The 26014-nt window shown below is 60.5% G+C and carries 21 protein-coding genes; 7 read left to right on the top strand and 14 right to left on the bottom strand.

Annotated features, from left to right (window positions below; all coding sequences use genetic code 11):
• Positions 1 to 19 precede the first annotated feature (19 nt).
• The 3 genes from HYX42_RS12375 to HYX42_RS12365 all read left to right on the top strand — a co-directional run bounded on the left by HYX42_RS12375 (position 20) and on the right by HYX42_RS12365 (position 2334).
• Positions 20 to 361: a cupin domain-containing protein gene (locus tag HYX42_RS12375; RefSeq protein WP_293403363.1), complete on the top strand. Its 342-nt coding sequence runs from the start codon at positions 20 to 22 to the stop codon at positions 359 to 361.
• A 152-nt stretch (positions 362 to 513) separates the two neighbouring features.
• The gene (locus HYX42_RS12370) at positions 514 to 1506 is read left to right on the top strand and encodes a quinone oxidoreductase (RefSeq protein WP_293403361.1); all 993 of its coding nucleotides are present in this window, start codon (positions 514 to 516) and stop codon (positions 1504 to 1506) included.
• Between the two features lie 6 nt (positions 1507 to 1512).
• Positions 1513 to 2334, top strand: a complete 822-nt coding sequence (locus tag HYX42_RS12365; RefSeq protein WP_293403359.1) for an NUDIX domain-containing protein — start codon at positions 1513 to 1515, stop codon at positions 2332 to 2334.
• A gap of 298 nt (positions 2335 to 2632) precedes the next feature.
• On the opposite strand, the gene HYX42_RS12360 is transcribed toward HYX42_RS12365, so the two are convergent.
• The 4 genes from HYX42_RS12360 to HYX42_RS12345 form a co-directional block, all read right to left on the bottom strand.
• Entirely contained in the window at positions 2633 to 4291 is a 1659-nt protein-coding gene (locus HYX42_RS12360) for a Na/Pi cotransporter family protein (RefSeq protein WP_293403357.1), read from the bottom strand.
• Between the two features lie 201 nt (positions 4292 to 4492).
• Positions 4493 to 4993 (bottom strand): signal peptidase II, encoded by a 501-nt coding sequence (gene lspA, locus HYX42_RS12355; protein ID WP_293403355.1) that lies wholly within the window; start codon positions 4991 to 4993, stop codon positions 4493 to 4495.
• Between the two features lie 11 nt (positions 4994 to 5004).
• The gene (ileS, locus tag HYX42_RS12350; RefSeq protein ID WP_293403353.1) at positions 5005 to 7824 is read right to left on the bottom strand and encodes an isoleucine--tRNA ligase; all 2820 of its coding nucleotides are present in this window, start codon (positions 7822 to 7824) and stop codon (positions 5005 to 5007) included.
• 387 nt (positions 7825 to 8211) lie between these two features.
• The gene (locus HYX42_RS12345) at positions 8212 to 9237 is read right to left on the bottom strand and encodes a bifunctional riboflavin kinase/FAD synthetase (protein ID WP_293403351.1); all 1026 of its coding nucleotides are present in this window, start codon (positions 9235 to 9237) and stop codon (positions 8212 to 8214) included.
• A gap of 148 nt (positions 9238 to 9385) precedes the next feature.
• Here HYX42_RS12345 and HYX42_RS12340 point away from each other — a divergent pair, with 148 nt between their 5' ends.
• Positions 9386 to 9943: an HNH endonuclease gene (locus HYX42_RS12340; RefSeq protein ID WP_293403349.1), complete on the top strand. Its 558-nt coding sequence runs from the start codon at positions 9386 to 9388 to the stop codon at positions 9941 to 9943.
• Between the two features lie 72 nt (positions 9944 to 10015).
• Here HYX42_RS12340 and HYX42_RS12335 read toward each other — a convergent pair whose 3' ends face one another.
• The 6 genes from HYX42_RS12335 to HYX42_RS12310 form a co-directional block, all read right to left on the bottom strand.
• Positions 10016 to 11962 (bottom strand): hypothetical protein, encoded by a 1947-nt coding sequence (locus HYX42_RS12335; protein ID WP_293403346.1) that lies wholly within the window; start codon positions 11960 to 11962, stop codon positions 10016 to 10018.
• 255 nt (positions 11963 to 12217) lie between these two features.
• Positions 12218 to 13855, bottom strand: coding sequence for a hypothetical protein (locus HYX42_RS12330; protein ID WP_293403344.1), 1638 nt, complete (start codon positions 13853 to 13855; stop codon positions 12218 to 12220).
• 221 nt (positions 13856 to 14076) lie between these two features.
• Positions 14077 to 15612: a hypothetical protein gene (locus HYX42_RS12325; RefSeq protein ID WP_293403342.1), complete on the bottom strand. Its 1536-nt coding sequence runs from the start codon at positions 15610 to 15612 to the stop codon at positions 14077 to 14079.
• A gap of 300 nt (positions 15613 to 15912) precedes the next feature.
• Positions 15913 to 17028, bottom strand: coding sequence for an acyl-CoA dehydrogenase family protein (locus tag HYX42_RS12320; RefSeq protein WP_293403340.1), 1116 nt, complete (start codon positions 17026 to 17028; stop codon positions 15913 to 15915).
• Between the two features lie 29 nt (positions 17029 to 17057).
• Complete coding sequence (locus HYX42_RS12315; RefSeq protein WP_293403338.1) at positions 17058 to 18239, bottom strand: acyl-CoA dehydrogenase family protein; 1182 nt, start codon at positions 18237 to 18239, stop codon at positions 17058 to 17060.
• Between the two features lie 93 nt (positions 18240 to 18332).
• On the bottom strand, positions 18333 to 19028 hold the full coding sequence (locus HYX42_RS12310) for a YceH family protein (protein WP_293403337.1): 696 nt from the start codon (positions 19026 to 19028) through the stop codon (positions 18333 to 18335).
• 43 nt (positions 19029 to 19071) lie between these two features.
• On the opposite strand from HYX42_RS12310, the gene purN reads away from it, so the two are divergent.
• A complete protein-coding gene (gene purN, locus HYX42_RS12305; RefSeq protein ID WP_293403335.1) occupies positions 19072 to 19665 on the top strand; it encodes a phosphoribosylglycinamide formyltransferase in 594 nt (197 codons plus the stop codon).
• Positions 19666 to 19937: 272 nt separating this feature from the next.
• On the opposite strand, the gene HYX42_RS12300 is transcribed toward purN, so the two are convergent.
• Positions 19938 to 20072 carry a hypothetical protein gene (locus tag HYX42_RS12300; RefSeq protein ID WP_293403333.1) on the bottom strand — a complete coding sequence of 45 codons (135 nt, stop codon included), beginning with the start codon at positions 20070 to 20072 and terminating at the stop codon, positions 19938 to 19940.
• A 66-nt stretch (positions 20073 to 20138) separates the two neighbouring features.
• Between HYX42_RS12300 and HYX42_RS12295 the strand changes: the two genes are divergently transcribed.
• On the top strand, positions 20139 to 20648 hold the full coding sequence (locus HYX42_RS12295) for a fasciclin domain-containing protein (protein WP_293403509.1): 510 nt from the start codon (positions 20139 to 20141) through the stop codon (positions 20646 to 20648).
• 86 nt (positions 20649 to 20734) lie between these two features.
• Here HYX42_RS12295 and mdeB read toward each other — a convergent pair whose 3' ends face one another.
• Positions 20735 to 23380: an alpha-ketoglutarate dehydrogenase gene (gene mdeB, locus HYX42_RS12290; RefSeq protein ID WP_293403331.1), complete on the bottom strand. Its 2646-nt coding sequence runs from the start codon at positions 23378 to 23380 to the stop codon at positions 20735 to 20737.
• A 106-nt stretch (positions 23381 to 23486) separates the two neighbouring features.
• Between mdeB and HYX42_RS12285 the strand changes: the two genes are divergently transcribed.
• The gene (locus HYX42_RS12285) at positions 23487 to 23957 is read left to right on the top strand and encodes an Lrp/AsnC family transcriptional regulator (RefSeq protein ID WP_293403329.1); all 471 of its coding nucleotides are present in this window, start codon (positions 23487 to 23489) and stop codon (positions 23955 to 23957) included.
• 21 nt (positions 23958 to 23978) lie between these two features.
• Here the strand turns inward: HYX42_RS12285 and HYX42_RS12280 are convergent, their stop codons facing one another.
• Positions 23979 to 24278, bottom strand: a complete 300-nt coding sequence (locus HYX42_RS12280; protein ID WP_293403327.1) for a hypothetical protein — start codon at positions 24276 to 24278, stop codon at positions 23979 to 23981.
• A 107-nt stretch (positions 24279 to 24385) separates the two neighbouring features.
• Positions 24386 to 26002 carry a peptide chain release factor 3 gene (locus HYX42_RS12275; protein ID WP_293403325.1) on the bottom strand — a complete coding sequence of 539 codons (1617 nt, stop codon included), beginning with the start codon at positions 26000 to 26002 and terminating at the stop codon, positions 24386 to 24388.
• Positions 26003 to 26014: the final 12 nt, after the last annotated feature.

Raw genomic sequence — 26014 nt, 5'->3', positions numbered from 1 at the left:
AAGACAAGGAAATCCCATCATGAATGTCCATCAGGTCGACTGGAACGCCATCCCCTGGGAGCCGGTACGCGAAGGCGTGGCCCGCAAGTCGTTTGCAGGTGAGGGCGCCACGCTGGCACTGCATAAACTGGCCCCCGGCCATGAGCCCAAGCCGCACCAGCATCCCAACGAGCAGATCGTCTACATCCTGGCCGGCAAGATTCTGTTCCACGTCGGCGAGCAAGATGAGCAGGTGCTGCTCAGCGCAGGCGGCCTGCTGGTTGTGCCGCCCAACACCATGCACTGGGGCGAGGTGGTCGGTGATGAAGAGGTGCTGAACCTCGACGTCTTCACGCCCAAACGCCCCGAGTACGGCGGCTAGCGCAGGACCTGCGTCAGGGTTTATCCGGGGGCGGGCTTTGCCCGTGCAGCCCTTGTTGATTCGTGGCAACATTGACTGGCGCTGAGGCCATGCCCTGCTGCATGCGCTGGCCGTCCATCTGTCTATTGAAACTGTCAAATCCAAGGAAACCCATGACCGCAACATCCCAAGCCATCCGTATTGACAAGCATGGTGGTCCTGAAGAACTCAAACTGGTGGATGTCAGCGTCGGCGAGCCCGGCCCCGGGCAGATCCGTATCCGCCACAAAGCTGTTGGCCTGAACTTTATTGACATTTACCAGCGCAGCGGCCTGTACCAGTTTCCCATGCCGCTGCAACTGGGCATGGAAGCATCTGGCATCATCGAGGCGGTTGGCGAAGGTGTCACGCACCTGAAGGTTGGCGACCGCGCCGCCTACGCCAGCACGCCACCCGGCAGTTATTGCGAAATGCGCGTCATGCCTGCGATGTGTGTCTGCAAGCTGCCTGATGCCATCTCGTTTGAAACCGGCGCCGCCATGATGCTCAAGGGTTTGACGGCGCAATACCTGCTGCGCCGTTCGCTGCCGCAGGGTGGCCTGCAGGCCGGTGACTTCGTGCTGTTTCATGCTGCTGCCGGTGGCGTGGGCCTGATCGCCTGCCAGTGGGCGAAAGCACTGGGGTTGCAACTGATTGGCACGGCGGGCTCTGACGCGAAGTGTGCACTCGCCAAAGCCAATGGTGCGGCCCATATCATCAACTACAGCACTGAAGATTTTGCGGCACGTGTCAAGGAAATCACGGGCGGCAAGGGCGTCAAGGTGGTGTACGACTCGGTTGGCAAGGACACCTTCGACAAGTCGCTCGACTGCCTGCGCCCCTTTGGGCTGATGGTGAGTTTTGGCAATGCGTCGGGCCCGGTTGCACCGTTTTCGCCGGGCATCCTAGCGCCCAAGGGTTCGTTATACGTCACGCGCCAGACGCTCTTCACGCACATCAGCAGCCGTGAGGTGACGCAGGAGATGGCCGACGACCTGTTTGCCATGGTCACCAGCGGCAAGGTGGTCATTCATATTGACCAGCGTTTTCCGCTGGAGCAGGTGGCCGAGGCGCACCGCTCGCTTGAAGCGCGCAAGACGACTGGTTGCACCATCCTGACGCTGTAGGCTTTTATGAGCAAGCAACTGGTTCCCGATCAGGGGTGGCTCAAGACCCTGCACGCACGCGCCATCAAGCAACCGCTGCGGCCCCGTGTGCCGCTGTGGGCCGGCGAGTCGGTTATCGGCTCGGTTGAGCCCGCATTGCTTAATGACAAAGCCCTTCACGAAATGCTTGATGTCGTTGAGCCGCTGCTGCAGGAAGAGCACCCGGCCGAACTGGGCTGGCGACTGCTCGGCGATGTCAGTACCAGCCTCAACCAGCTTGCGCGTGCGCTTTATGGCGCCGGGCTGGCCGGTGAATGGCGCAACGAGCAGCTTGCCGTGCATGACCAGTTTGACCACCTCAAGGGCACGGTTGAGCGCGCAGCCGTCAGGCCGCTGGGCATCGCAACGTCAGCCGTGCATCTTGTCGGCCAGACGCCAGACGGCCGCCACTGGGTACAGCAGCGCTCACTGAAAAAATCAAACGACCCGGGCCTGTGGGACACGCTGATGGGCGGCATGGTCACTGCCGCCGACACGGTCGAGATTGCGCTGGAGCGCGAGACCTGGGAAGAAGCCGGGCTGAAGATATCCGCGCTGCAAAATCTCAGTCATGGCGGCCGCGTCACCACGCGCAGGCCGAGCGACGATGGCAAGGGCACGGGTTATGTGATTGAAGACATAGCCTGGTACCGCTGCACCGTGCCTGAGGGTGTGGTGCCTGTGAACCAGGATGGCGAGGTGGCCCAGTTCAGGCTGATGGCGCCTGAAGAGCTGCTGCAGGCCTTGCAGCGGGATGAGTTCACGACTGAGGCTGCGCTGGTTCTGGCTGAGGTATTGAATTTGGCTTAGCGCTTGCTCCGTGAGCGTTTTGTGACTTGTGACTTGTGAAATTAAATGCTATTAATTCAATAGCTGCTCACGTACGTATTTATTGGCTTACAGCTGATTTGATGTCTAAAAATGGCCATTTTTGGCGGCCAAAACGCCTTTTGAAGACGTTTTTCAGGTTTGGATGCCGAATTGATACGCCATCTGTATTAAATGACTGATAAAAATTTGTCAGGCTATAAATTGTTGCGATAAGCGTAACAATGAAGTCCGGCCGGAGAGCGACCTCGTCGAGAAGTGCGTCTTCAAGCCCAGCCCTTCATTCCTCAGCCAGGCTTTGCTGCTTGAGCCGGTTGGGCGCCAGCGCGCCGGCCGAATCGAGAATCGGGTAGGCAATCGAGCAGATGTGGGAGTTGATGCGCTTGAGGTCGCTGATCAGGTCGATGTGCAGCGAGCTGGTTTCCAGGCTCTGCACCGTGTTGGCTGACAGGCGGCCCAGGTGGCTGGTGGCGTAGGCGCGTTCGAGGTCGCGGAAGCGGGCTTTTTCTTCCAGCAGCTTTTGCGCATCACGCACCGAGCCGTTTAAAAAGACACTCATGGACAGGCGCAGGTTGTCTAGCAGCCGGCTGTGCAGCTCACAGATTTCGGCCATGCCGGCTTCCGAGAAGTTGCGGCCGGGCTTGATTTTTTTGTCTTCAATGTCGATCAGCACACGCTCGATGATGTCGCCTATCTGCTCCATGTTGATGGTGAAGCTGATGATGTCCGTCCAGCGGCGGCTTTCTTCTTCGGCCAGCGCTTCGCGCGAGATCTTGGTCAGGTAGTACTTGATGGCCGAGTAGAGCTTGTCGACCTCGTCGTCCATCCGGCGCAGGTCTTCGGCCAGTTTCAGGTCGTTGTTGCGTATGACCTGCAGCACGCCCAGCAACATGCTTTCGACCACATCGGCCTGGTGCAGTGCCTCGCGTGCGGCATTCGAGATGGCCAGAGAAGGTGTTGAAAGCGCGGATGGGTCAAGATGATTGGGGCGGTTGCTGGTCACGGATTTTTGCGGCTTGGGCAGCAGCTTCTGCGTCCAGCGCGCGAACGGGTCGGTCAGGCCTATGAAGACCACGCCCACCACCACGTTGAACATCAGGTGAAACATCACCACTACCGAGGCCGACTGCTCACCCAGCAGCGGCCTGACATGCTGGAGCCACAGGCCTATGAAAGGGGCCACGACGACGACACCAAGGATCTTGAAACCCAGCGTGCCGATCGGCACCTGCCGCGCCTCAATGGGCGAGCGCAGGGTGGTCAGCACAGCCAGCACGCCGCTGCCGAGGTTGGCGCCCAGCACAAGGCCCAGCGCCACTTCAAGCGGCACGCCGCCAGACGCGGCCAGCGTGGCGATCAGCAGCACCACCGCCAGGCTTGAGTACGAAATGATGGCCAGCACCATGCCCAGCGTGATCTCCAGCAGAAGGTCAGTGCCGACCGAGGCGAGCAGCGCCTTGACAGCCGGCGACTGCGTGAGCACTTCGGTCGATACCGTCACCAGCCGCAGGGCCAGCAGCATGAGGCCCAGACCGATGAGGATGCGGCCTATGCGGCCCACTGTTGAGGCCTGGCGCGGAATGAAGAGCACCACACCGACAAAAATAAGCAGCGGTGAGAGCCACGACAGGTCAAACGAGAAGACCACCGCAATCAGAGCCGTGCCTATGTCTGCGCCGCGCATGACTGCCAGCGCTGCGGGCAGGCTGATCAGGCCCTGCGCGACAAAAGATGACGTGATGAGTGCGGTGGCGGTACTGGACTGCACCAGCGCCGTGACCCCTATGCCCGAGAGCGCAGCGGTGAAGCGGTTACCAACACTGGTCGCCAGCACCTGCCTGAGGTTGGCGCCGAACACCCGCAGGATGCCGGTACGTACGAGATGGGTGCCCCAGACAAGCAGCGAAACAGCTGCCAACAAGTTCAGTAAATGCTTCATAGGTTTCAGGAAAGACTATACGCCTGCGAGAAGCGTGCCAGCACCACCACCTTGCAACCTAAAACCATCGGGTTATGAGGAAAATCAACGAAGATGGGTCTTCACCAGTAGGGGCCGCGGAACTGGCTTCGCCAGGCCGCAGGCGCAGCGCCCCCTCGGGGGGCAGAGAGTTACACGCAGTGAGCGAACGTGGGGGCTCTATTACTTGGTCTTGCGGACGCGCAGCAACTCGTCGAGGATGAGGCAGACGGCGCCTATGGTGATCGCACTGTCGGCAATGTTGAAGGCCGGAAAGTGCCAGTTGCGGTAGTGAAAGTCGAGGAAGTCGACTACATAGCCGTGGAGGCTGCGGTCCACCACATTACCGGTGGCCCCGCCGAGTATGCAGGCCAGCGCAAATGAAAACAGTTTTTGCCCGGCGTGCGAGCGCAGCATCCAGATGATGAAGAGCGCAGCGCCCACCCCAATGGCCGTGAAGAACCAACGCTGCCACCCTGACTCGGATGCCAGGAATGAAAACGCAGCGCCGGCGTTGTGCACCCGGACGATGTTGAAAAAGCTGGTGACGTAGGTGGCATCACCGAGCTTGTAGTAGCCCAGGATCAGTACCTTGGTGAACTGGTCGGCAATCAGCAGCAGCAGGGCCAGGCCCAGCCACGGCAGCATGGCGTTCGTATTTTTGGTGAAGGTGGTTTTGGCCATAAGAATAATGTTCAGGCAAATTTCCGGGCCTCGCCCGCGCCATACAGGTTGCTGGTGCAGCGGCCGCAGATGGTGGGGTGTGCGGCATCAACGCCCACGTCTTCGCGGTAGTGCCAGCAGCGTTCGCATTTGACATGTGCACTGGCGCGAACCGTTGTCGCCAGTGCGGGACCGTATGCCAGCGTGATGGCAGAGGTGATGAAGACAAACTTCAAGTCGTCGCCCAGACTGGCGAGCAGCGCTTCGTCTTCAGCCGTGACCTGCAGCGCGATTTCAGCCTGCAGCGACGAACCCACCTTGCCGTCTGCACGCAGGGTTTCGATGTCCTTGTTGACGGCATCGCGGATTTCGCGAATGCGCGACCACTTGGCCAGCAATGCCGCATCGGGCGCACCGGGTTCGGAGTAGGTCTCAAGAAAGATTGAATCCGAAGAACCAAATACCTTCCACGCTTCTTCAGCCGTGAAGCTCAGGAAGGGCGCCATCAGGCGCAGCATGGCATGCGTGATGGCGTGCAGGGCGGTCTGCGCACTGCGGCGCGCAAGCGACTTCGGCCCCGTCGTGTAGAGACGGTCTTTCAGGATATCGAGATAGAAAGAGCCCAGGTCTTCGCTGCAATAGATCTGCAGTTTGGAAACGACAGGGTGGAATTCATAGACTTCGTAATGCGCCAGGATGTCGGCCTGCAATTGCGCCGCGCGGCTGAGCGCGTAGCGGTCGATTTCAAACATCTCTTCAAGCGGCACGGCATCTAGCGCCGGGTCAAAGTCGCTGACATTGGCCATCAAAAAGCGCAGCGTGTTGCGGATGCGACGGTAGGCATCAACCACCCGAGCGAGGATCTTGTCGTCAATGCCGAGGTCGCCGGAGTAGTCGGTCGATGCACACCAGAGGCGGATGATTTCCGCACCGAGTTTGCCTGAGACTTCCTGCGGCACCACGGTATTGCCTTCGCTCTTGCTCATCTTGCGGCCCTTGCCGTCCACCGTGAAGCCGTGCGTCAGCAGGCCCTTGTAGGGCGCGTGGTCGTACATCGCGCAGGAGGTGAGCAATGAAGAGTGGAACCAGCCCCGGTGCTGGTCGTGGCCTTCAAGGTAAAGGTCAGCCGGCCATGTCGATTGCGCGGCATGGCTGTGGCGCAGCACATGGTCATGCGTGGTGCCGGAGTCAAACCACACGTCGAGGATGTCGGTGCTCTTGATGTAGCTGGGTGCGTCGTCACCGATGATGGATTCGGCGCTCGCCTTGCTCCATGCCTCGATGCCGCCGGCCTGCACCATGTCGGCGGCCTGGTCCATGATCTCCATGGTGCGCGGGTGCAACTCGCCCGTGGCGGTGTGGATGAAAAAGGGCAGGGGCACGCCCCAGTTGCGCTGGCGGCTGATGCACCAGTCGGGCCGGCCGGCGATCATGTCGCGCAGGCGGGTCTTGCCGTTCTCGGGGTAAAAACTGGTTTCTTCAATCGCGGCCAGTGCCAGCTTGCGCAGGGTTTGCGGTGCCTTGTCTTTGGTGAAAACACCTTCGCCTTCATCCATGCGTACAAACCACTGGGCGGCGGCGCGGTAGATCACGGGTGTCTTGTGGCGCCAGCAGTGCGGGTAGCTGTGGGTGATGTTCTGCGTGGCAAACAGGCGTTCATGCTCGCGCAGCTTGTCGATGACCAGTGGCGCAGCCTTCCATATGTTCAGGCCGCCGAACAAGGGCAGCTCGTCGACATAACGGCCATTGCCCTGCACAGGGTTCAGGATGTCGTCATAGGCCAGGCCATTGGCCACGCATGAGTTGAAATCTTCCACGCCGTAAGCGGGCGCGGAGTGCACGATACCCGTGCCGTCGTCGGCGGTGGCGTAGTCGGCCAGGTAAACGGGGCTCAGGCGTTTGTAGCCCGCATCAACGTCGTACAGCGGGTGCTGGAAGTTCAGGTTGGCGAGGTTTTTGCCGGGTGTGGTCGCGATGACCTTGCCTTCAAGCTCATAACGCTCAAGGCATTTTTCGACCAGCACGGCGGCCAGCACCAGCAGGCCACGCGGTGTGTCTACCAGTGCGTATTCAAGCTCGGGGTTGAGGTTGAGCGCCTGGTTGGCCGGGATGGTCCACGCGGTCGTCGTCCAGATAACGATGAAGGCGTCTTTCTCCAGCTTGTTCAGGCCGAATGCGGCAGCGAGTTTTTCAGGCTCGGCAGATTTGAAGCCGACGTCCAGCGTCTGTGATTTTTTGTCGGCGTATTCGATCTCGAACTCGGCCAGTGAGGAGCCGCAATCAAAACACCAGTACACGGGCTTGAGGCCACGGTATACAAAACCGCGCTCCATGATGCGTTTGAGGGCCCGGATTTCCTGCGCCTCGTTGCCGAAGTCCATCGTGCGGTAGGGGTTGTCCCATTCGCCGAGCACACCCAGGCGCTTGAAGTCTGCCATCTGGCCGGCGATCTGCTCGGTCGCAAAGGCGCGGCTTTTGGCTTGCACCTCGTCACGTGGAAGATTGCGCCCGTGTAACTTTTCGATGGCGTTTTCGATGGGCAGGCCGTGGCAATCCCAGCCCGGCACATAAATGGCGTCCAGGCCCTTGAGCTGGCGCGCCTTGACGATCATGTCTTTCAGGATCTTGTTGACGGCGTGGCCGATGTGGATCTTGCCGTTGGCATACGGCGGGCCGTCATGCAGTACAAACTTTGGTGCGCCGTGGCGGGCATCGCGCAGGCGTTTGTAAATACCCTTGTCTTCCCATTCCTGAACCCAGCCGGCTTCGCGCTTGGGCAGGTCGCCGCGCATCGGGAAGGGTGTGTCGGGCAGGTTAAGGGTGCTGCGGTAATCGGTTTTTGTATCGGACATGGATGGTGCTGGGAAAAGTCTTCGACAGGCTCAGCCCGAACGCTGGCGTTGGGGTGGAAGAGGGAGTTGGTTGCCGTTCGCCCAGAGCCGTGTCGAAGGGCGGCGGCCAGTGACGAGATCGTTAGGGCCTGTTCACACTATTTTCAGGAGTGCGAACGCGGTGAAAACTGCGCCAATCAAGGCGCGCGACGACGGCAAGGCTCCTGCCTTGCCTAGAAGTGCAACGCAGAGTGGCACAGTTTTCACCCCGTTCCCTGCGGGTTGTGATCAAAAGGGCCGTGCGCGGCGTTGCAAAGCCTTGCCGGGGTCTACCCCGTCTACGTTTTGCGCCTTGCGCACAGCCCTTTTGAGTCACAACGCATCTCCTGAAAATAGTGTGAACAGACCCTAGCTTCGGTCGCGCGTCGTCTGGCGGCTGGTCTCTGTGTGCATGAGTGAAGCTTGCGCCTGGGCGAAAAATGCGCGTGCGTCGTCGCAGTCTTTGGCAATGCCTGTTGTCAGGCTTTCCAGGCTGTCGTACTTCAGTTCGTCATGCAGTTTGTGCAGCAGTTCCACGCGGATGATTTTACCGTACGCCCCCTCGGCCCCAAGGCTGGCGGGCCATTCCAGGCAATAAGTCTCCAGCAGCACGCGGCCGCCGTTGACGTCATCCGGGTCTATCGACGGACGGATGCCCAGGTTGGCCACGCCGGGCAGGGGTTTGCTGGCCAGGCCATGCACCTGGACCGCAAAGATCCCGCTGGCAGCCGGGTTCCAGTGGGAAAACCGCAGGTTCAGGGTGCGAAAACCCAGTGTGCGGCCCAGTTTGCGGCCGTGAACCACATGGCCCGAGATGCTGTAGGGGCGCCCAAGCAAGGCTGCGACCTTGTCCATTTCGCCCTTGCCCAGCGCCTCGCGCACGGCTGAGCTGGAGACGCGCATGCCGTGGACTTCATAGCTGTTCATGCGGGCCACATCAAAACCCAGGCGCCCGCCGGCGGCATCCAGCATGGCGTAATCGCCCGCACGCTTGCTGCCAAAGCGGAAGTCGTCACCCACCAGCACGTAGCGGGCGCCCAGGCCATCGACCAGCACTTCATTGATAAAAGCATCAGGCGATTGCCCCGACAGCCGCGCATCAAAGGGCAGCACCACGCACTGGTCGATGCCGCAGCGGTTGAGTTCGGTGAGTTTGTCGCGCAGGGTGGCGATACGGGCAGGGGCCAGTTCTGGCTTGCGCGCCAGGGCGGCGAAATAGTCGCGCGGGTGCGGTTCGAAGGTCATCACGCAGCTGGGAACACCGCGATGCTGCGCTTCATTTTTAAGCAGTGCCAGCATGGCCTGGTGGCCCCGGTGCACGCCGTCAAAGTTGCCAATCGTCAGGGCACATTCGGCTGCGAGCCCCGGCTGGCGGTATCCGCGAAAGACTTTCATGCTCCGATTATCGTTTTTATAGCGCCGCTTGCCGGTTAATGGGCCTGTGCGGACCGTTTGTCATCATTTCACTGTATATTGATACACAGTCAGCCAATCAGTCGAACGCCCCGTTTCCATGTGTTTTTTACCATGATGGAGGTCTGTTTTGAAGGTCTTGAAGCTCTCTGCCCAGGGATTGCCGCAATCCTGGATCAGCCTTGAAGAAGCCGTGCTTCACTACGCGGCAGACGAAGTGCGCTGGGAAATGGGCGCGCGCGTGGCCACCTTTCATGGCGGCCATAACGCGATCACGGGCGACCAGTCCATCATCACCGTCAACAGCATCATTGGCACCAAGGGCGTGCCCAACATCAACCCGTTTGACTTGAAGCCGGGGCTGACCAACAGCAAGCTTTTTGCCCGCGACCGCAATGTCTGCGCCTATTGCGGCGAGCATTTCCATGAAGAAGACCTGACGCGTGAACACATCGTGCCTTTCGCGCAGAAGGGCATAGACACCTGGATGAACGTCGTCACGGCCTGCCGCGCCTGCAACCACCGCAAAAGCAGCCGTACGCCCGAGCAGGCCCGCATGCCGCTGCTCTACACGCCTTATGTTCCCAGCCTCTGGGAAGACTTCATTCTGCGCAACCGCCGCATCCTCGCCGACCAGATGGAGTTTTTGATGGCGCATGTGCCGCGAACGTCGCGCCTGCTGGCCTGACTGCAAACCTCCGGTGCCACGAAAAAGCCGCCCTTGAGGCGGCTTTTTGCTGGCTGGTTGGGGTCATGCCTGCTACGGCAGGCCGGTGGCAGTGACACCGCAGGTGACGGCAAAGGTCAGGGTCTGGTTCTGGCTGAAGGTATTGAGCTGGATACCCTGTCCCGCTCCCGCGTTACCCTGAAGATAGGCGATGGTGGTTGACCCCGCCCCCGGACAAGTTGCGCCTACCCCGGTTGCAGCACAAGTGACATTGGTACATGACAGCCCCGGAACCCCTCCAGGGTCAAGCAGGTAGGAGGGTACCGCCGCACTGGGCCCCAGATTGGCCACGGTGACCGTGTAAACCACAGTCTGGCCGGCCCGAACCGTACCTCCCAGGCCGTTGGTTTTCGAGATGGTGATGTTGGCAATCGGCGATAAAGTGACTGTTGCCGTGGCGTTGTTGTCTGTGGCGTCGATGTCCACAGTGCTCGATACTGCGGCAATGGTCACAGTGTTGACAAAGGTTCCTGTCGTACTGCTCCCCAGAGCGGTGACGGTCACCGTACAAGTTGCGCCCGCCGGTGCATAGCCCATGGTTCCGGTAAGGCGTGTTCGACCTCCCACCACCGCCGTGGCTGTTGTACAACTGCCCCCCCCCGCCTGAACCGCAGTAATGCTGAGCACCGGTGTTATCAATGTCGGGAAGGTGTCTGTGAATGTCGCCGACCCTGTCCCCCCGCTTGCCGAATTGGTAATGGTCAGCACGTACTGCATGGTTTGCAATACCCCCAGCGTTGCGGTGTTGGTCAGGGGGTCGGTCGTGCCTGGGCGGACCTGCTTGGTTACCGAGAAGTCAGTGCCGACTGTCAGTGTTGCCTGGGCTGGCAATGCGTTACTGCCTGAGGTTGTAACCAGGGCGCCCGCTGCCACTGTGTTGACATAGGGGGTCACCGCCGCTGTTGCAGTGACGGGGAAACTGATGGAGCATCCACCTGCCTGAATTCTTCCCCCGGCCGCCCATGTCATGCTCGTGCTGTTTACCGTGATCGTCGCACTTGGTACGGACGTATTGCAGGTGCTCGTGAACGTGACAGTGTTGAAAACCCGCATGCCAGCAGGAAAGACATCCGAAAAAGGTTGCATCAAATAGATGGGGGCGGTATTCGAGTTGCCGAACGTGATGGTCAGTGTGGTGGTTGTATTGCCCACCCCCCCGGATTCAAAGGTATTTGCAAAAGTTTTGGTGATGGTTGGCGCGGCGGGCTGCAAAACGCAGTTGCCCATATCGGAGGTCGTGTAGGTGGTTGAGGGGGTTGAGTCCAGCAGAACCTGAGTGCCACTCGTTGTCGGATCAAACTGGTAAAGGATCTGGCCTGTCTGCGCGCCTCCGTAGTAGGAAAGGCCAGAGGCGGGATCAACCGAAGCACCTGCCACTGAAATACCGCCTGTTGTGTATGTGGTGCTGGCGCTCGCCAGCGCGCTGGTGATGGAGCCGTTGACGATGGTCAATGCGATCGGGTAGACAGCCGTCGGGTTGGAATTGGTGGCAATCCGCAACTGGCCGCTCTGGTCGATATAAATGTCACCGCTGCCGCCAGAAAATGGCAGCCCGCCACCCAGTCCAGCGGTGTAAGTGACAGTTTGCCAGCGTGCCGCAGTTGTGTTGCCTGCCTTATTGACGATCGCGATGTGGTAGGCAGTATTACCTGCTCCCGCGGAGGTCATCATGATCAGATTGCTGTTGGCATCAACGACGGCGCCGATCATTGCCCCATTCCCATCGGGCGACGCAGGCGCGATAGTGCCTACTGTTGCCGTGACCTGGGTATTGAGGTTGACCGAATTGACCGTTAGTGCCGTGCGGTCAAAATAGTAAAGAATTCCGGTTGCCGGGTCACCCGCCAGCGCGTTGGCCTGTGTGCCGCCGCTCAGTGTGGTAAAGCTCAGCGTGGTGAATTTCGGCGCCGTACCTGCACTGTTATTGAAAAACCCCAGGCGGGTAGGCGCTGCTCCGGCCGTGGTCACAATACCCCACATGGCCGTACAGGCTGATTGGGCCAACGACACAGATGGCGCCAGCGCCAAAAGGGCCAATCCCGATGCCACGAGCCAGGACCGGAAGGTTATCTTCAGGGAGGCAAGGCAGGTTTGCATGGGTGTAGTGAAGAAGTGCTACGAATTGTACATAGCGAGTTACATATTCAAAGAAGAAACGGAGGCGCTGTTGTTGCCTGCCGACGTCTGCATTCAGGAAGTCACATGCCGTCCAAAGGGCCAGTTGCCCCCTCCGCCTCAGGGCAGGCCGTCGGCATCCACCCCGCAGGTCAGGGTGAAGGTGAAGGTGCTTCCATAGGGGAAATCCGGTATGCGTATCCCGCCGGCAGGCGACATGTCCTGCAGTCTGGCCACGGTGACGCCAGTCGGCGCCGGACAGGTCGCGCCGTTGCCTGTAGCCCCTGTGCAGGCTACCTGGGTGCAGCGCAATCCTTCGACGTCGGGGTCCCGCAGGGCCGAGTCATCCGCATCCGCCAGCCCGGTATTGGCCACGGTGATGGTGTAGGTGGTGGTGCTTCCGGCCACTAGTGCGTTTGTATTGTTGGTTTTGGATACCGTCAGCGAGGTTGCTGCTGTGACTGTGGTCCCCGGCGCAGTGCCGGTCAGGCTGGCCGGCGTGGTGTCGGTGATGTTGTCTGGCAGTGACAAGGTTGCCGAGTTGATGGCGACACCGTTGAAGGTGGCGAGGACCGGCGCGCTGACGTTGTAGGTAATCACGCCGCCTTTTGAAAGGCTCACCACCTGGTTGATGTTGCCGGTACCGCTGGCCGCGCCGCAGGCCGTGGTGATGGTGGTGGCAGACCCCGCCGTGGTCACGCTGCAGGACCAGGTGGCTGCAGACGCGTTGAAAATGGCCGGGTCCAGCACATCAGTCACCGTCGAGGCGCCACCGACAAGGCCGGGGCCGCTGTTGGTCACCGTCAGTACATAGGTGATGGTCAGGTTGCTGGCCTGCTGCATGGTCGCTGCGCTGGTGCGCGACTTCGTGACGACTGCATCGACAGGAAAGGAGCGCGACAAGTCCGCGACGCTGAAGCCCGTGCCGGTCGCTCCGATATTGGTGGCCGCACCATTCTGTGTATTGATGCCCCAGGTCTGGTTGGATGCACCCGTACTGGCAATCAGGCAGGGGTAGGTGGCGGTGGTGGCATTGCAGCCCGTCACGACGCTGGAAACCTCCGTCAGCCCGTTGGGCGTACCGGTCAGGCCCACCGTGCCGAGGTTTGTGGTGGCCACGGCCGTGTTATTGGCAGCAGCCTGAAGGGCCGCGCTGGCCACCCGGTAAAGGCTGTAACCGGCGCTGCCGCGTGTTGAGTTGGCCAGAATGTACAAATCGCCGTTGTTCACGCAGGTCATGTCACCGCTGCCCTCAACACGCACATTGGTCAGCGTGATGCGGCGCGTGGTCTGGGCCGTGGCCGGGTTGACTTCCCAGATATACACCGATGCAGTGTTGTTGGTGCCACTCCCTGTGTTCGACGCGGCATACAGCCTGCCATCCGGGCAGAAGGTCATGCGGATGATGTTGGTCGCCAGGTTGGTGTTGGCGATATTGGTGTCAACACAGGTGCCGGGGTCTATCACCCGCATGGCGCGCGTGCCGGTGCCGCTCTGGACGTAGTAGACCAGGCCGTTGACCGGACTCACGCCGTTGGCCGCGCTGGCGACGCCAATCGCGCACAGATTCGTGGCGGCGCCTGTGGCCGGGTTAACAGAGAACAGGCGGTTGTTGGCGCCCTGGGTGCCGACGCCGTACACCGTCTGTGCATGGACCTGAACGATGGGCACGCATGTGCAGAAGGCAAGGGCGAAAAGGGCCGGGCGCGAACGGAAAAAGTGTCGCAGGGCGCGAAGTATTTCTCTGGTGAAGTTCATTCGACGAGGGGTTGAAAATCAGTCTCAGTTGGCAAAAAACCAGGCCACCGATGTAATTTTTATTGCGCCTGACCGGATCACGGAGTGCTGTTGCCTGCACCAGCTTTTTCCGAGGACGTCATTGTCACCTACGAGAAGTCTATCTGTAACTTTTTGTATCGAAATCCTGCAAATTTTTGGCTATTGTGCGAAAAAAAGCCGCTGGCTGCCCGGACCTTTGCTCAGGGCAGGCCGGTCGCCGTAACCCCACAGGTCAGCACAAACGTGGCGGTGGAGTTGACAGGGAAGGTAGGGGTCAGCGAAACGCCCGTGACCTGAAACGCCGTAGTGCTCAGGGTGAGCGGGCTGGTCGTGATGGTGCCTGCAGGGGTGGATGTGAACGTCGGTGTGACACATGCCAGGCCGGGCACGACAGGGTCCAGCACAACGGAGCCGGGCGCAGTGGATGGGCCGAAGTTGGCAAAGGTGATGGTGTACGTGGTGGTGGCCCCGGCCATGAGTGTGCCGGCGTTGCCGTTTGTTTTTGTTGCCGTTAAAAACGCGCGCCTGATCATGGGCGTGCTTTCATACGCGCAGCCAGCATCCGTGGTGTCGGCACCGCCAAAAAAAGTCGCACCCCCGCCAACCAGGTTTTCATTGGCCGCGTCGCAGTTGGCAATCGGCCCTGTAGAGGTCAGCAGTGTTTTATTGGGGTCGCCTCCCCCATAGACTTTTGCGCGGTTGATCACGGTTGTGGCTGTCGCATCGGGGCTGATGGCCATGGTGAGCGTCAGGACGCTGGTTCCGCCCGCCGGAACACCGGTAGCGGTGAAGCAACTGGCCGTGTCGTTGGGCAGCGAGCTGCTTGAGATGGCGCAGGTCCAGCCCGCAGGCGTCTGGGGGTTGTAGAAGGCCATGCCCTGAGTGGAGACGACGTCTGTGGCCGATGTGTTGCCGGTGGTTGCGGCGCCGCCGCGGTTGTTGATGGTCAGCAGGTAGGTGGGCGAGGTGCCCGCCACAAACGTGACTGTCGAACTCGTCTTGTTGACCCTGAGGTCACGCTTGGGGACGCAATAGGAAAAGTCGTTGAGGGCTATCAGCTGCACGCCCGGGGTGGCAAAGGCAGGCCCGGCGAGAAAAGCCAGCGTCACCTGGTCTACCGGATCGGTAAAGTTTACCTGCACGTTGCAATTTGTTGAGGTGCCGTTACAGGCGTTGTTGGTGTTGGTCGTGATCTCGTTGGCGGTGCCCACCGTTGCAGTGCTGTGGCGGCCAGCCACGGTCGGCACCAGTGACGGAATGGGAGTTGCCGTCCCGTTCATGTAGCCCGACAGCCGCAACTGGTCCTGAAAGCTGCTACCGTTCACCCTGTCCACGTCGTACATATTGAACCGGAGCTTGTTCATGGGGCGATTGAACACAAATGTCAGGGTGAGACCGTCACCCGCTGCAACGGCGTTCATGCTCAGGGCGAGCGAGTTTGCAACGTTCCCCTGCGTCTGCGTTTGCGGTGTGGGCGCCACCAGAGGCGCCGCCGTCACTGTGGTTATCGTGAAGCTGATGGTATTTTGCCCAACGCTCCCAGCGGTAGTGACGTTGTAAGTATTGGCACCGCTGCCCGCAGTCCAGGTACGGGTCGAGCCTGTGGCGCTGGTGGCGTTGGCGGCGCCGAAGTCGAAAGTGACAAGATCTTCATTGGCCGTACAAGCTGAAGACTGGGCAAACGACGGCAGGGGAATCAGGGCTGCAAAAAAAAACAAGACCGGCCGAAAGGCCATGCCCGGCAATGCTGCGCCAACTTACCATGGGTATCCCTCCGGGGACGTATGTGTTGTTAAGGCAAGTCCCTCCAGGCGAAGGCAGCGTTGATAACCTGGAGGCTGTAAAAGAGCTGCTTTGATGTTAACTGCGATCCGCATCCATCAGCTTGATGTGGGTCAAAAAACAATATAAGGGCTTTTGCCGATACAGTTTTTCTCCGCAGCCATGCCGCCCCTCACGCATTGCATGTGTGCTTGAGCCACAAGGGCTGGATTCAGCGGTGGGGTTGGCCACCGCTGGCTGTCGGCACCGGCCCTTCAGGCAAATACGCCAGCAGTCTCCTGCATGCGGGCACTGACCTCACCAAGCTGGTGAAGTGAATCGCCAAAACTGATGTCAAGCTGCGTGAGCTTCTTGAAATAGTGGCTGACGATGTATTCGTCCGTCACGCCTATGCCGCCGTGCAGCTGCACCGCCTGCTGGCCGACAAAACGCATGGACTGGCCCAGCTGGTATTTGGCACGGGCCATGGCCCGGCTGCGCTCCTCGGCAGGGGCGTTGAGCTTGAGCGAGGCGTAGTAGCTCATCGAGCGGGCCAGCTCCAGCTGCATCTTCATGTCGGCCACGCGGTGGCGCAGCGCCTGGAAGCTGCTGATGACCACGCCGAACTGCTTGCGCTGGTTCATGTACTCGACGGTCACGGCCAGGGTCTTGTCCATCACCCCGACAGCTTCTGCGCAGGTGGCGGCAATGCCGATATCCACCGCATGGGTCAGGGCGGCAAGGCCGTCTTTGGTGATCAGCGTGGCGGGCGCATTCTTGAGCACCACGTCGGCCGCGCGGCCGCCGTCCTGTGTGCCGTAGCCTTTGGTCGTTACACCGCTGGCGGTGCGTTCAACGAGGAAAAGCGCCATCTTTCCATCGGCCAGTGCAGGCACGATGAATGCGTCGGCACCGTCACCGGCAGGCACCACGTTCTTGGTGGCGTTGATCGTCCAGCCTGCACCTGCTGCGGTAGCAGTCGCTTCACACTTTTCGAAGTGGTAGCGTGCTGCACGCTCCTGGTAAGCTAGGACGACCAGGCTTTCACCTCCCGATATTTTGGGCAGCCAGGCTGCCTTGATATCTGCGCCGCCATAAGAGGCGATGACTGCGCCTGCGATCAGCGTCTGCGCCAGCGGCTCCAGCACGATGCCGCGCCCGAGTTCTTCCATCACGACCATGCCTTCGACCGGGCCCATGCCCAGCCCGCCGTCGTCTTCGGGGATATACAGGCCCGTCAGGCCCAGGTCCGCCAGCTCGGTGTAGGCGTCGCGTGAAAAGCCGCCGGCTTTGGTGATGCCGCGGCGTTTTTCAAAGTCGTAGCCCTTGTCCACCCATTTGCGTACCGCATCGCGCAGTTGTTCCTGGTCGTCAGAGAAATCGAAATCCATGATGTGTTCCTTGATTCTTGTTGACCGGCTCAGCCGAGGACGAACTGGGAGACGATGTTGCGCTGCACTTCGTTGGAGCCGCCGTAGATCGTGGTCTTGCGCATGTTGAAGTAGGTGGACGCCAACGGCGCATTGCCCGAGGCGCCGCCGGGGAAGTCACCCTGCCAGCCGGCTTCCATGGCCTCTTCGATGAAAGGAAGGCTGTAGGGGCCGGCGGCCAGCATCATGAGTTCGCTGTAGCGCTGCTGGATCTCGCTGCCGCGAATCTTCAGCAGGCCGGCGATGTCGAGCGAGTTCTTGCCGGATTTTTCAGCCGAGAGCACGCGCAGCACCAGCATCTCCAGCGCGACGACGTCGACTTCAAGTTTGGCGATTTCGTCGCGGAAGCGCATGTCGTCGTACACGCCTTCGGTTTTGGCGATGCGCTTGAGGCGCTCCAGCTCGCGCTTGGCGCGGTTCACGTCGGCGATGTTGGTGCGCTCGTGGCTCAGCAAATGCTTGGCGTAAGTCCAGCCCTTGTTTTCTTCACCGATCAGGTTTTCTGCAGGCACCTCGACGTTGTCGAAGAAGACCTCGTTGACCTCGCTCTCGCCGTCCAGCAGCTTGATGGGGCGCACGGTGACGCCGGGTGATTTCATGTCCAGCACGATGAAGCTGATGCCGGTTTGCGGCTTGCCTTCAATGGAGGTGCGTACCAGGTTGAACATCCAGTCGCCGTACTGGCCGAGCGTGGTCCAGGTCTTCTGGCCGTTGATGATGTATTTGTCGCCCTTGCGTTCGGCTTTGGTCTTGAGGGATGCCAGGTCGGAGCCCGAACCCGGTTCGCTGTAACCCTGGCTCCACCAGACTTCACCGCTGGCGATGCCGGGCAGGAAGCGTTTTTGCTGTTCGGGCGAGCCGAAGGCCATGATGACGGGCGCCACCATGACGGGGCCGAAGGGCACGACGCGCGGGCCGCCGGCTAGCGCGCACTCTTCTTCAAACAGGTGTTTTTGCACCGCGTTCCAGCCCGGGCCGCCGAACTCCTTGGGCCAGCCGTGGCCCAGCCAGCCTTTTTTGCCGAGGATTTTGGCCCAGCGCTGCATGTCGTCACGCGACAGGCGCAGGGCGTTGTGCACCTTGTGCGCGATGTCGGCCGGCAAATTGGCCTTGACCCAGGCGCGAATCTCTTCGCGAAAAGCCTGCTCTTCAGGGGTGAACGCTAAATCCATGTCTTGTCTCCGTTTGCTGTCGTTGCGCGGTCAATGTGATCTGGGAGGGTTTTAGCACGAATGTGCTTTTTGGCTTGTCAAGGCGGGGACAAATCAGGTCACCGGCGCGTCACCATCTGCCAGCGTGATGCCCAACTGGTCGCTGATGGTGCCGATGTGCCCGCGCAATTGGGCGTTGTCGGCTTTCAGGCGCGCAACCATGTTTTCAAGCGCTGTCACCCGGGCCAGCAGGTCCGATGCATCTGATGAGGTCGGCGTCGCTGCCACCATGGCGGTGATGTCCGGTTCGCCACACAGCAGGTGTACCCAGCGCTGCTCGCGCGCGCCCGGCGCACGCGGCAGCTTGAGCACCATGGCCTGGCCGCCGTCTTCGCCGCGTTGCTGCAACTCCAGCAGGACGGCTTCAACGGCAGCTGCATCGGTAAATTTGTACCAGCGTTCGCCGCTGGTCCTAAGCTCGGCAGGCGTCTGCGGGCCGCGCAGCATCAACAGGCCCATGACGACGGACTGCGCCTCGCTGGTGGCGGCTGCGCGCTGGAAATTGTGCTCAAAGCGCGGCACACGGCTGGAGCTGCCTTCAAACACCAGGCTTTGCTGCTTGAGGCTGTCGATGGCGGCGCGCGCTTCGTCGTCACCCACCTCCATCAACGGGTCACGGCTGGTTTTCTGGTTGCAGCCCAGCACGAGCGCGTTAAGGCTGAGCGGATAGCTGTCAGGGACTGTGCGGGCTTTTTCCATCAGCGTGCCGAGTACGCGTGCTTCGATGGGAGTCAGGGTCTTCAGGGTCATGGAGCGAAAGTTGGGACGGGAAAGGCCAATAAACTAGGGGGCTATGGCTGCTACAAAAAAGAACATTGTTATTCTGATCTCGGGCAATGGCTCCAACATGGTGGCCATTGCCGAGGCGGCGCAGAAGGAGAACTGGCAGGGCAAACTCGGCGCCGGTATCGCCTGCGTGATCAGCAACCGAGCTGATTCGGAAGGTCTGAACTTCGCCCGAGCCCTGGGCATTTCAACACAGGTGCTTGACCACAAACAGTTTGCATCGCGTGAGGCCTTCGACGCCGCGCTGCAGCAGCTGATCGACAGCTACAACCCGGCACTCGTTGTACTCGCCGGTTTCATGCGTATCCTCACGCCCGGTTTCGTCGCGAACTACGCAGGGCGGCTCGTCAACATCCATCCCTCACTGCTGCCGGCCTTCACCGGGCTCAACACCCATCAGCGTGCGATTGATGCGGGCTGCAAGGTCGCGGGCGCTACCGTGCACCTGGTGACGGCCGACCTCGACCACGGTCCCATCCTTGCGCAGGCGGTGGTGCCCGTGCTGGCGGGTGACGACGCCCGCACGCTGGCAGCGCGTGTGCTCACGCAGGAGCACCGGGTGTATCCGGCGGCAGTCCGTACACTGCTTGCAGCACGTTGATTGCTATTTATTTGCTAGCGTCTCACGTGCGTATTTAAAGGGCTGCAGCCATTTTCGTGCCTGAAAACGGCCTATTTTTGGCTGTTTTTCCGGGTTTTGAATGCCTTGACGTACTCCTGACAGGCCCGAAATCCAATTTTTAACGTACACGTTAAAAATTTGCCGTATACGTTAAATTTCAATTGCAAGGCCTCAAAAAGCCATTCCCGGCTATTGCTGGGGTCTGCCAGGCCGGGATGCGCGGACTTTTCAGATCGCGAGTTCGCAGGCTTTCATGTTTTGGATTCAAACGGCGAAATGTCCAAGCCCGCCGCAAGGCCAAGACCGCTTTGCACATCCATTGCTGCATCGGCCTTCGTATTCAGTTCAGCCGCTTGAATCAATGTTGATTTCGGCTTCTGTTCCAAACCAAATCCAAAGGACTTCACATGCAGACAACACACAAGATCGCTTCCATCGGCCTGGCACTGGCCATGGGCTTCAGCGCAGCATCGGCGTTCGCGCAGGTCACCGTCGGTGGCGCGCCCATGTATGCCAGCAAGGACATCGTTGACAACGCCGTCAACTCAAAAGACCACACCACGCTGGTCGCCGCCGTCAAGGCTGCAGGCCTGGTCGACACGCTCAAGAGCGCCGGCCCGTTCACCGTGTTTGCACCGACCAACGCCGCTTTTACAGCGCTGCCTGCCGGCACGGTTGACACCCTGCTCAAGCCGGAAAACAAGGGCGCGCTGACCGGCGTGCTGACCTACCACGTGGTGCCCGGCAAGATGGACGCAGCGGCACTGACCAAGGCCATCGCGGCTGGCGGCGGCAAGGCCATGCTGAAGACCGCTGCCGGCGGCACGCTGACCGCATCGGCAGCTGGCGGCAAGGTCATGGTCATGGATGAAAAAGGCGGCTCTGCCACCGTGACCATCGCTGACGTGTACCAGTCCAACGGCGTGATCCACGTCGTTGACAAGGTTCTGCTGCCTAAGTAATTTCTGTCGGCCTCTTGTTTGAGGCCTGCATGAAATGAAAAAGCCCCGCATGGTTTGCGCCATGCGGGGCTTTTGTTTGCCTCTCGTCAGCCCAACTGGTGCAGCGCTGCCTTCACGATGCTGGCTGCATCCACGCCAAAGAAATTGCGCAGCGCCGCACGCGTGTCGCTGCGGCCAAAGCCGTCGGTGCCGAGGGTCAGGTAGCTGCGTCCCTCGGGCAGGAAGGCACGAATGCTCTCGGGCACGGCGCGCACGTAGTCGGTCGCCGCGATGACAGGACCCTTGCTGGCTTCAAGCTGTTGCGCCACGAAAGTTTTTGCGCTGGCCTCACCATCAAGCGCCGACTGCTGGCAGGCCGCGCCATCACGCGCGAGCTCGCTCCAGCTTGTCACGCTGTACACCGTGGCGCTGATGCCCTGGTCGGCGAGCTGCTGCGCGGCCTTGACCACTTCGGTCAGGATGGCGCCCGAACCCATGAGCGTGACCTCTTTTGACCCGCTCTTTGCGGCAAAGCGTTTCAGGCTGTAGCAGCCGCGAATGATGTCGGCCTCACTGCCGGCAACCAGGTCGGGCTGGGCGTAGTTCTCGTTCATCAGCGTGACGTAATAAAACACGTCCTTCTGCTCGACCATCATTTCCTGCATGCCCTTGTCGAGGATGACGGCCAGCTCGCAGGCATAACCCGGGTCGTAGGCCTTGCAGTTCGGGATGGTCGCTGCAATCAGGTGGCTGGTGCCGTCCTGGTGCTGCAGGCCTTCTCCGCCCAGTGTTGTGCGGCCCGAGGTGGCGCCCAGCAAAAAGCCACGTGCGCGCTGGTCTGCGGCAGCCCAGATCTGGTCGCCCACACGCTGGAAGCCGAACATCGAGTAGTAAATATAGAAGGGCAACATGGCCAGGCCGTGCACGCTGTAGCTGGTGGCGGCGGCCGTCCAGCTGGCCAGTGCGCCGGCTTCGCTGATGCCTTCTTCAAGAATCTGGCCGTCCAGTGCTTCGCGGTAGCTGAGCACCGAGCCTATGTCTTCAGGCGCATAACGCTGGCCGACGCTGGAGTAGATGCCGACCTGCTTGAACAGGTTGGCCATGCCAAAGGTGCGCGCTTCATCGGCCACGATGGGCACGATCTTCGGCCCCAGGGCGGCGTCTTTCAGCAGGCCACCCAGGATGCGCACAAAAGCCATGGTGGTGCTCATCTCCTTGCCGTCGGCCTTCAGCGCAAAGCTGGCGTAGGCAGGCAGGGCGGGGATGGGCACGATGTCCGCAGTGGTCTCGCGTTTGGGCAGGTAGCCGCCGAGCGCCGTGCGTTTGGCGTGCATGTACTGCATCTCTGCGCTGTCGGCAGCCGGTTTGTAGAAGGTCAGGCTTTTGGCCTGCTCGTCGCTGAGCGGCAGGTTGAAGCGGTTGCGGAACTCCAGCAGGTCGGTCTCGTCGAATTTTTTCTGCGAGTGCGTGGTCATCTTGCCCTGGCCGGCGCTGCCCATGCCGTAGCCCTTTTTGGTGTGCGCAAGAATCACCGTCGGCTGGCCCTTGTGGTTGGCAGCCGCTGCGTAGGCGGCGTGGATCTTCACCAGGTCGTGGCCGCCGCGCTTGAGGCGGTCGATTTGTTCGTCCGTCATGCCTTGCGCCAGGCGCGCCAGTTCTTCGTTCTGGCCGAAGAAGTTGTCGCGGTTAAAGCGGCCGTCCTTGGCGGCAAAGGTCTGCATCTGGCCGTCGACCGTGTGCGCAAACGCGCTGGCAAGCGCGCCAGTCAGGTCGCGTGCAAACAGGCCGTCCCAGTCGCTGCCCCATACCAGCTTGATGACGTTCCAGCCTGCGCCGGCAAACAGTTTTTCAAGCTCATCGATGATGCGGCCATTGCCGCGCACCGGGCCGTCAAGGCGCTGCAGGTTGCAATTGACCACCCAGACCATGTTGTCCAGGCCTTCGCGTGCGGCCAGCGTCAGCGCGCTCATGGATTCGGGTTCGTCCATCTCGCCGTCGCCGAACACCCCCCACACCTTGCGGCCTGTGCAGTCGAGCAGGCGGCGGTGCGTGAGGTAGCGCATGAAACGTGCGTGGTAAATCGAGCTGATGGGGCCTATGCCCATGGAGCCGGTGGGGAACTGCCAGAAGTCCGGCATCAGGTAGGGGTGCGGGTAGCTGCACAGGCCCTGCGCGTCGCCCGATGTCAGTTCCTGCCGGTAAAAGCCGAGGTCTTTTTCTTCGAGGCGGCCTTCGAGATAGGCACGTGCGTAAACGCCGGGTGCGCTGTGCGGCTGGAAAAACACGAGGTCGCCGCGGTGCTGGCCTTCAGCCGTGCCTTCACGCGCATGAAAGAAGTGGTTGAAGCCGGTTTCAAACAAATCGGCCGCACTGGCATAACTGGCAATGTGGCCGCCCAGCTCTGCCGAGCCGCCGGTTTCTGCCTGGTTGGCCTTGACCACCATGGCCAGGGCGTTCCATCGCATCAATGACGCCAGCCGTTCTTCCATCGCCAGATCGCCCGGGAAAACCGGTTGCTCATTCACATGAATGCTGTTGACATAGGGTGTCGACAAATCCGGTTGCCAGCCGGTGCGCTGGGTGCGCGCGACGCGGCTCAGTTCGTCCAGCATCTGGCGTGCACGTGCGGGGCCTTGGGTGGCGACCAGCGCCTGGAAGGCTTCGCGCCATTCGGCGGTTTCCTGCGGATCAGGATCGATGTTGTTCATGGCTGTCGCAGCCTGCAAAAGATGGAGTGGGGTAGTGTCATTCATGGCATTTTGACTTTACGTACTTTCACGCGAAAGGTGCTGCTTCAATAACGGGTTTTAACCCTTATTTGAAGCATAAAATGCCGAATAAACCTAATTTGTAAGTCTTATGCAGCTTGATAACATTGATTTGAAGATTCTTGATGAACTGCAGCGTGATGGTTCGCTGTCCAATGTCGAACTGGCGCGGCGTGTGCATTTGAGTCCGTCGCCTTGCCTTGCGCGCGTCAAGGCGCTGGAATCGGCGAAGGTGATCGACCGCTATGTGGCAATTGCCAGTGCGGCGGCGCTGGGGCTGGGTTTGAGTGTGTTCATCTCCATCAGCCTGCGCTCACAAAGCAAGGAGGCGCTGGGTGAGTTTGAGCGCCGCATCGCCGAGCACGATGAGGTGATGGAGTGCTATTTGATGACGGGCGACAGCGACTACCTGATTCGCGTCGCGATTGCCGATATCGCCGCGCTTGAGAAATTCATCCTGGAACAGCTCACGCCCATCCCGGGCATCGAAAAAATCCGCTCGAGCTTTGCGCTCAAGCAGGTGCGCTACAAGACTGCGCTGCCGTTGCCCCAGCGGGCGTAGCGCGGCCTGTAGCGGTAGCCTTCACTTGTTGGTGAGCTGCCATTTCTTCTCGAACTTGTCCTTGTCGGCCTTGAAGCGGGTGCAGCGTGCTGCAACCTTGGCATCGACCTTGACGCCCTCAACCTTTTTACCGTGCATCAGCGGGCCGCCGCATTCCGCGAAGATCTTTTTGCCTGCGGGTGCGGTTTCGTCTTTCGAGTAACCGGCAGCTTCGCAGGCGGCAAACACCGGCGTGCAGGGGTCAGGCGCAGAGTTGTACATCTGGGCAAAAGCGGGGCTCATGGCGGCGATGAGTGCGGCGCTGGCGATGATGGATTTCATGGTCTCTTCCTCGGTTGGTTTCGAATGCCATGCACTGTCGCATGGTTTGCCGCAAAAGCAATGGAAATGTTACCGATGTAATGCTCTTGCGGCGATCCGCGCCCGAATCACATCTTGGACTGGAAGACCAGCCCGGCGTGCTCGCGCAGCGCGTGGAATTTGATCTTGGGCCACTGCTGCTCCACCGCACGCAAAGTGGCACTGTGGTCTACCAGCAAAGTCGGTGCATCCACCGCGTCAAGTGCAACGCGATGCGCATTGGCGTCCATGAATTTCTTCAGCTCGTTCGGGTCTTCAGACGTCACCCAGCGCGCCAGGTTAAAACTGCTGCCCATGATGCGTGCCTTGACGCCGTACTCATGCTCCAGCCGGTGCGCGACCACTTCGAACTGCAACTGCCCGACAGCGCCCAGCAACAGCACTGAGCCGGCAATCGGCCTGAAGACCTGGATGGCGCCTTCTTCGCCCAGCTGCGTGAGACCTGCGCGCAACTGCTTGCTGCGCAGCGGGTCGGCGACTTCAACCGAGCGGAACATTTCAGGCGCAAAAAACGGCAGGCCGGTGAACTGCAGCGCCTCGCCTTCGGTGAGTGTGTCGCCCAGCTGCAGCACGCCGTGGTTGGGGATGCCGATGATGTCGCCCGCAAAGGCGGTGTCGAGCAATTCGCGGCGCTGGCTCATGAAGCTGACCACGGTGTTGGGGCGAAGCTCCTTGCCGCTGCGCACGACTTTCAGCCGCATGCCGCGCGTGAATTCGCCGCTGGCCACGCGCAAAAATGCAATGCGGTCGCGGTGGGCTGGGTCCATATTCGCCTGGATTTTGAACACAACGCCCGAGAATTTTTTCTCTTCCGGGTGCACAACGCGCTGGATGGCTTCGCGGTCGGCGGGCGCGGGCGCCAGGTCTACCAGCGCGTCCAGCACCTCCTGCACGCCGAAGTTGTTGATGGCCGAGCCGAAGAACATCGGTGTTTGTTTGCCCGCCAGGAATTCATCACGGTTGAATTCAGGCGTTGCGCCGGCGACCAGTTCAATCTCGCCTTGCGCCTGGGTGTATTCGGCACCGAAGCGTTTGACTGCTTCTGCGTTGTCCAGCCCGGTCAGGATTTCATCGTCGCCACCGGCTTTTTCTTCGCCGGGGCTGAAGACGCGCATGCGGTCTTCGCGCCTGTCATACACACCGTGGAAGAGCTTGCCCATGCCCACCGGCCAGGTGAAAGGGATAACAGTCATGCCGAGTTCGCGCTCGATCTCGTCCATCACGCTCATGGGGTCCTGAACCTCACGGTCCATCTTGTTGACGAAGGTCAGGATGGGCGTGTTGCGCGCGCGGCAAACCTGCAGCAGGCGGCGGGTCTGCGGCTCGACGCCGTTGGCGGCATCAATCACCATCAGCGCCGCATCAACAGCGGTCAGCACGCGGTATGTGTCTTCAGAGAAATCCTGGTGGCCCGGCGTATCGAGCAGGTTGATCACGCAGTCGCGGTATTCCATCTGCATGACCGATGAAGCCACCGAGATGCCGCGCTGCTTTTCAATCTCCATCCAGTCCGAGGTCGCATGACGCGCGGCCTTGCGGGCCTTGACGCTGCCGGCGATCTGGATCGCGCCCGAGAACAGCAGCAGCTTTTCTGTCAGCGTGGTTTTACCCGCGTCGGGGTGGGAGATGATGGCAAACGTGCGGCGGCGCTTGACCTGTTTTTCGATTTCAGTGGATTCGGACATAACCCACGATTA

This window comes from Polaromonas sp., assembly GCF_016185115.1.
Classification (GTDB): Bacteria; Pseudomonadota; Gammaproteobacteria; order Burkholderiales; family Burkholderiaceae_C; genus Polaromonas.
The sequence above is the reverse complement of the archived record's forward strand: the minus strand, read 5'-3'. Positions and strand labels throughout refer to the sequence as shown.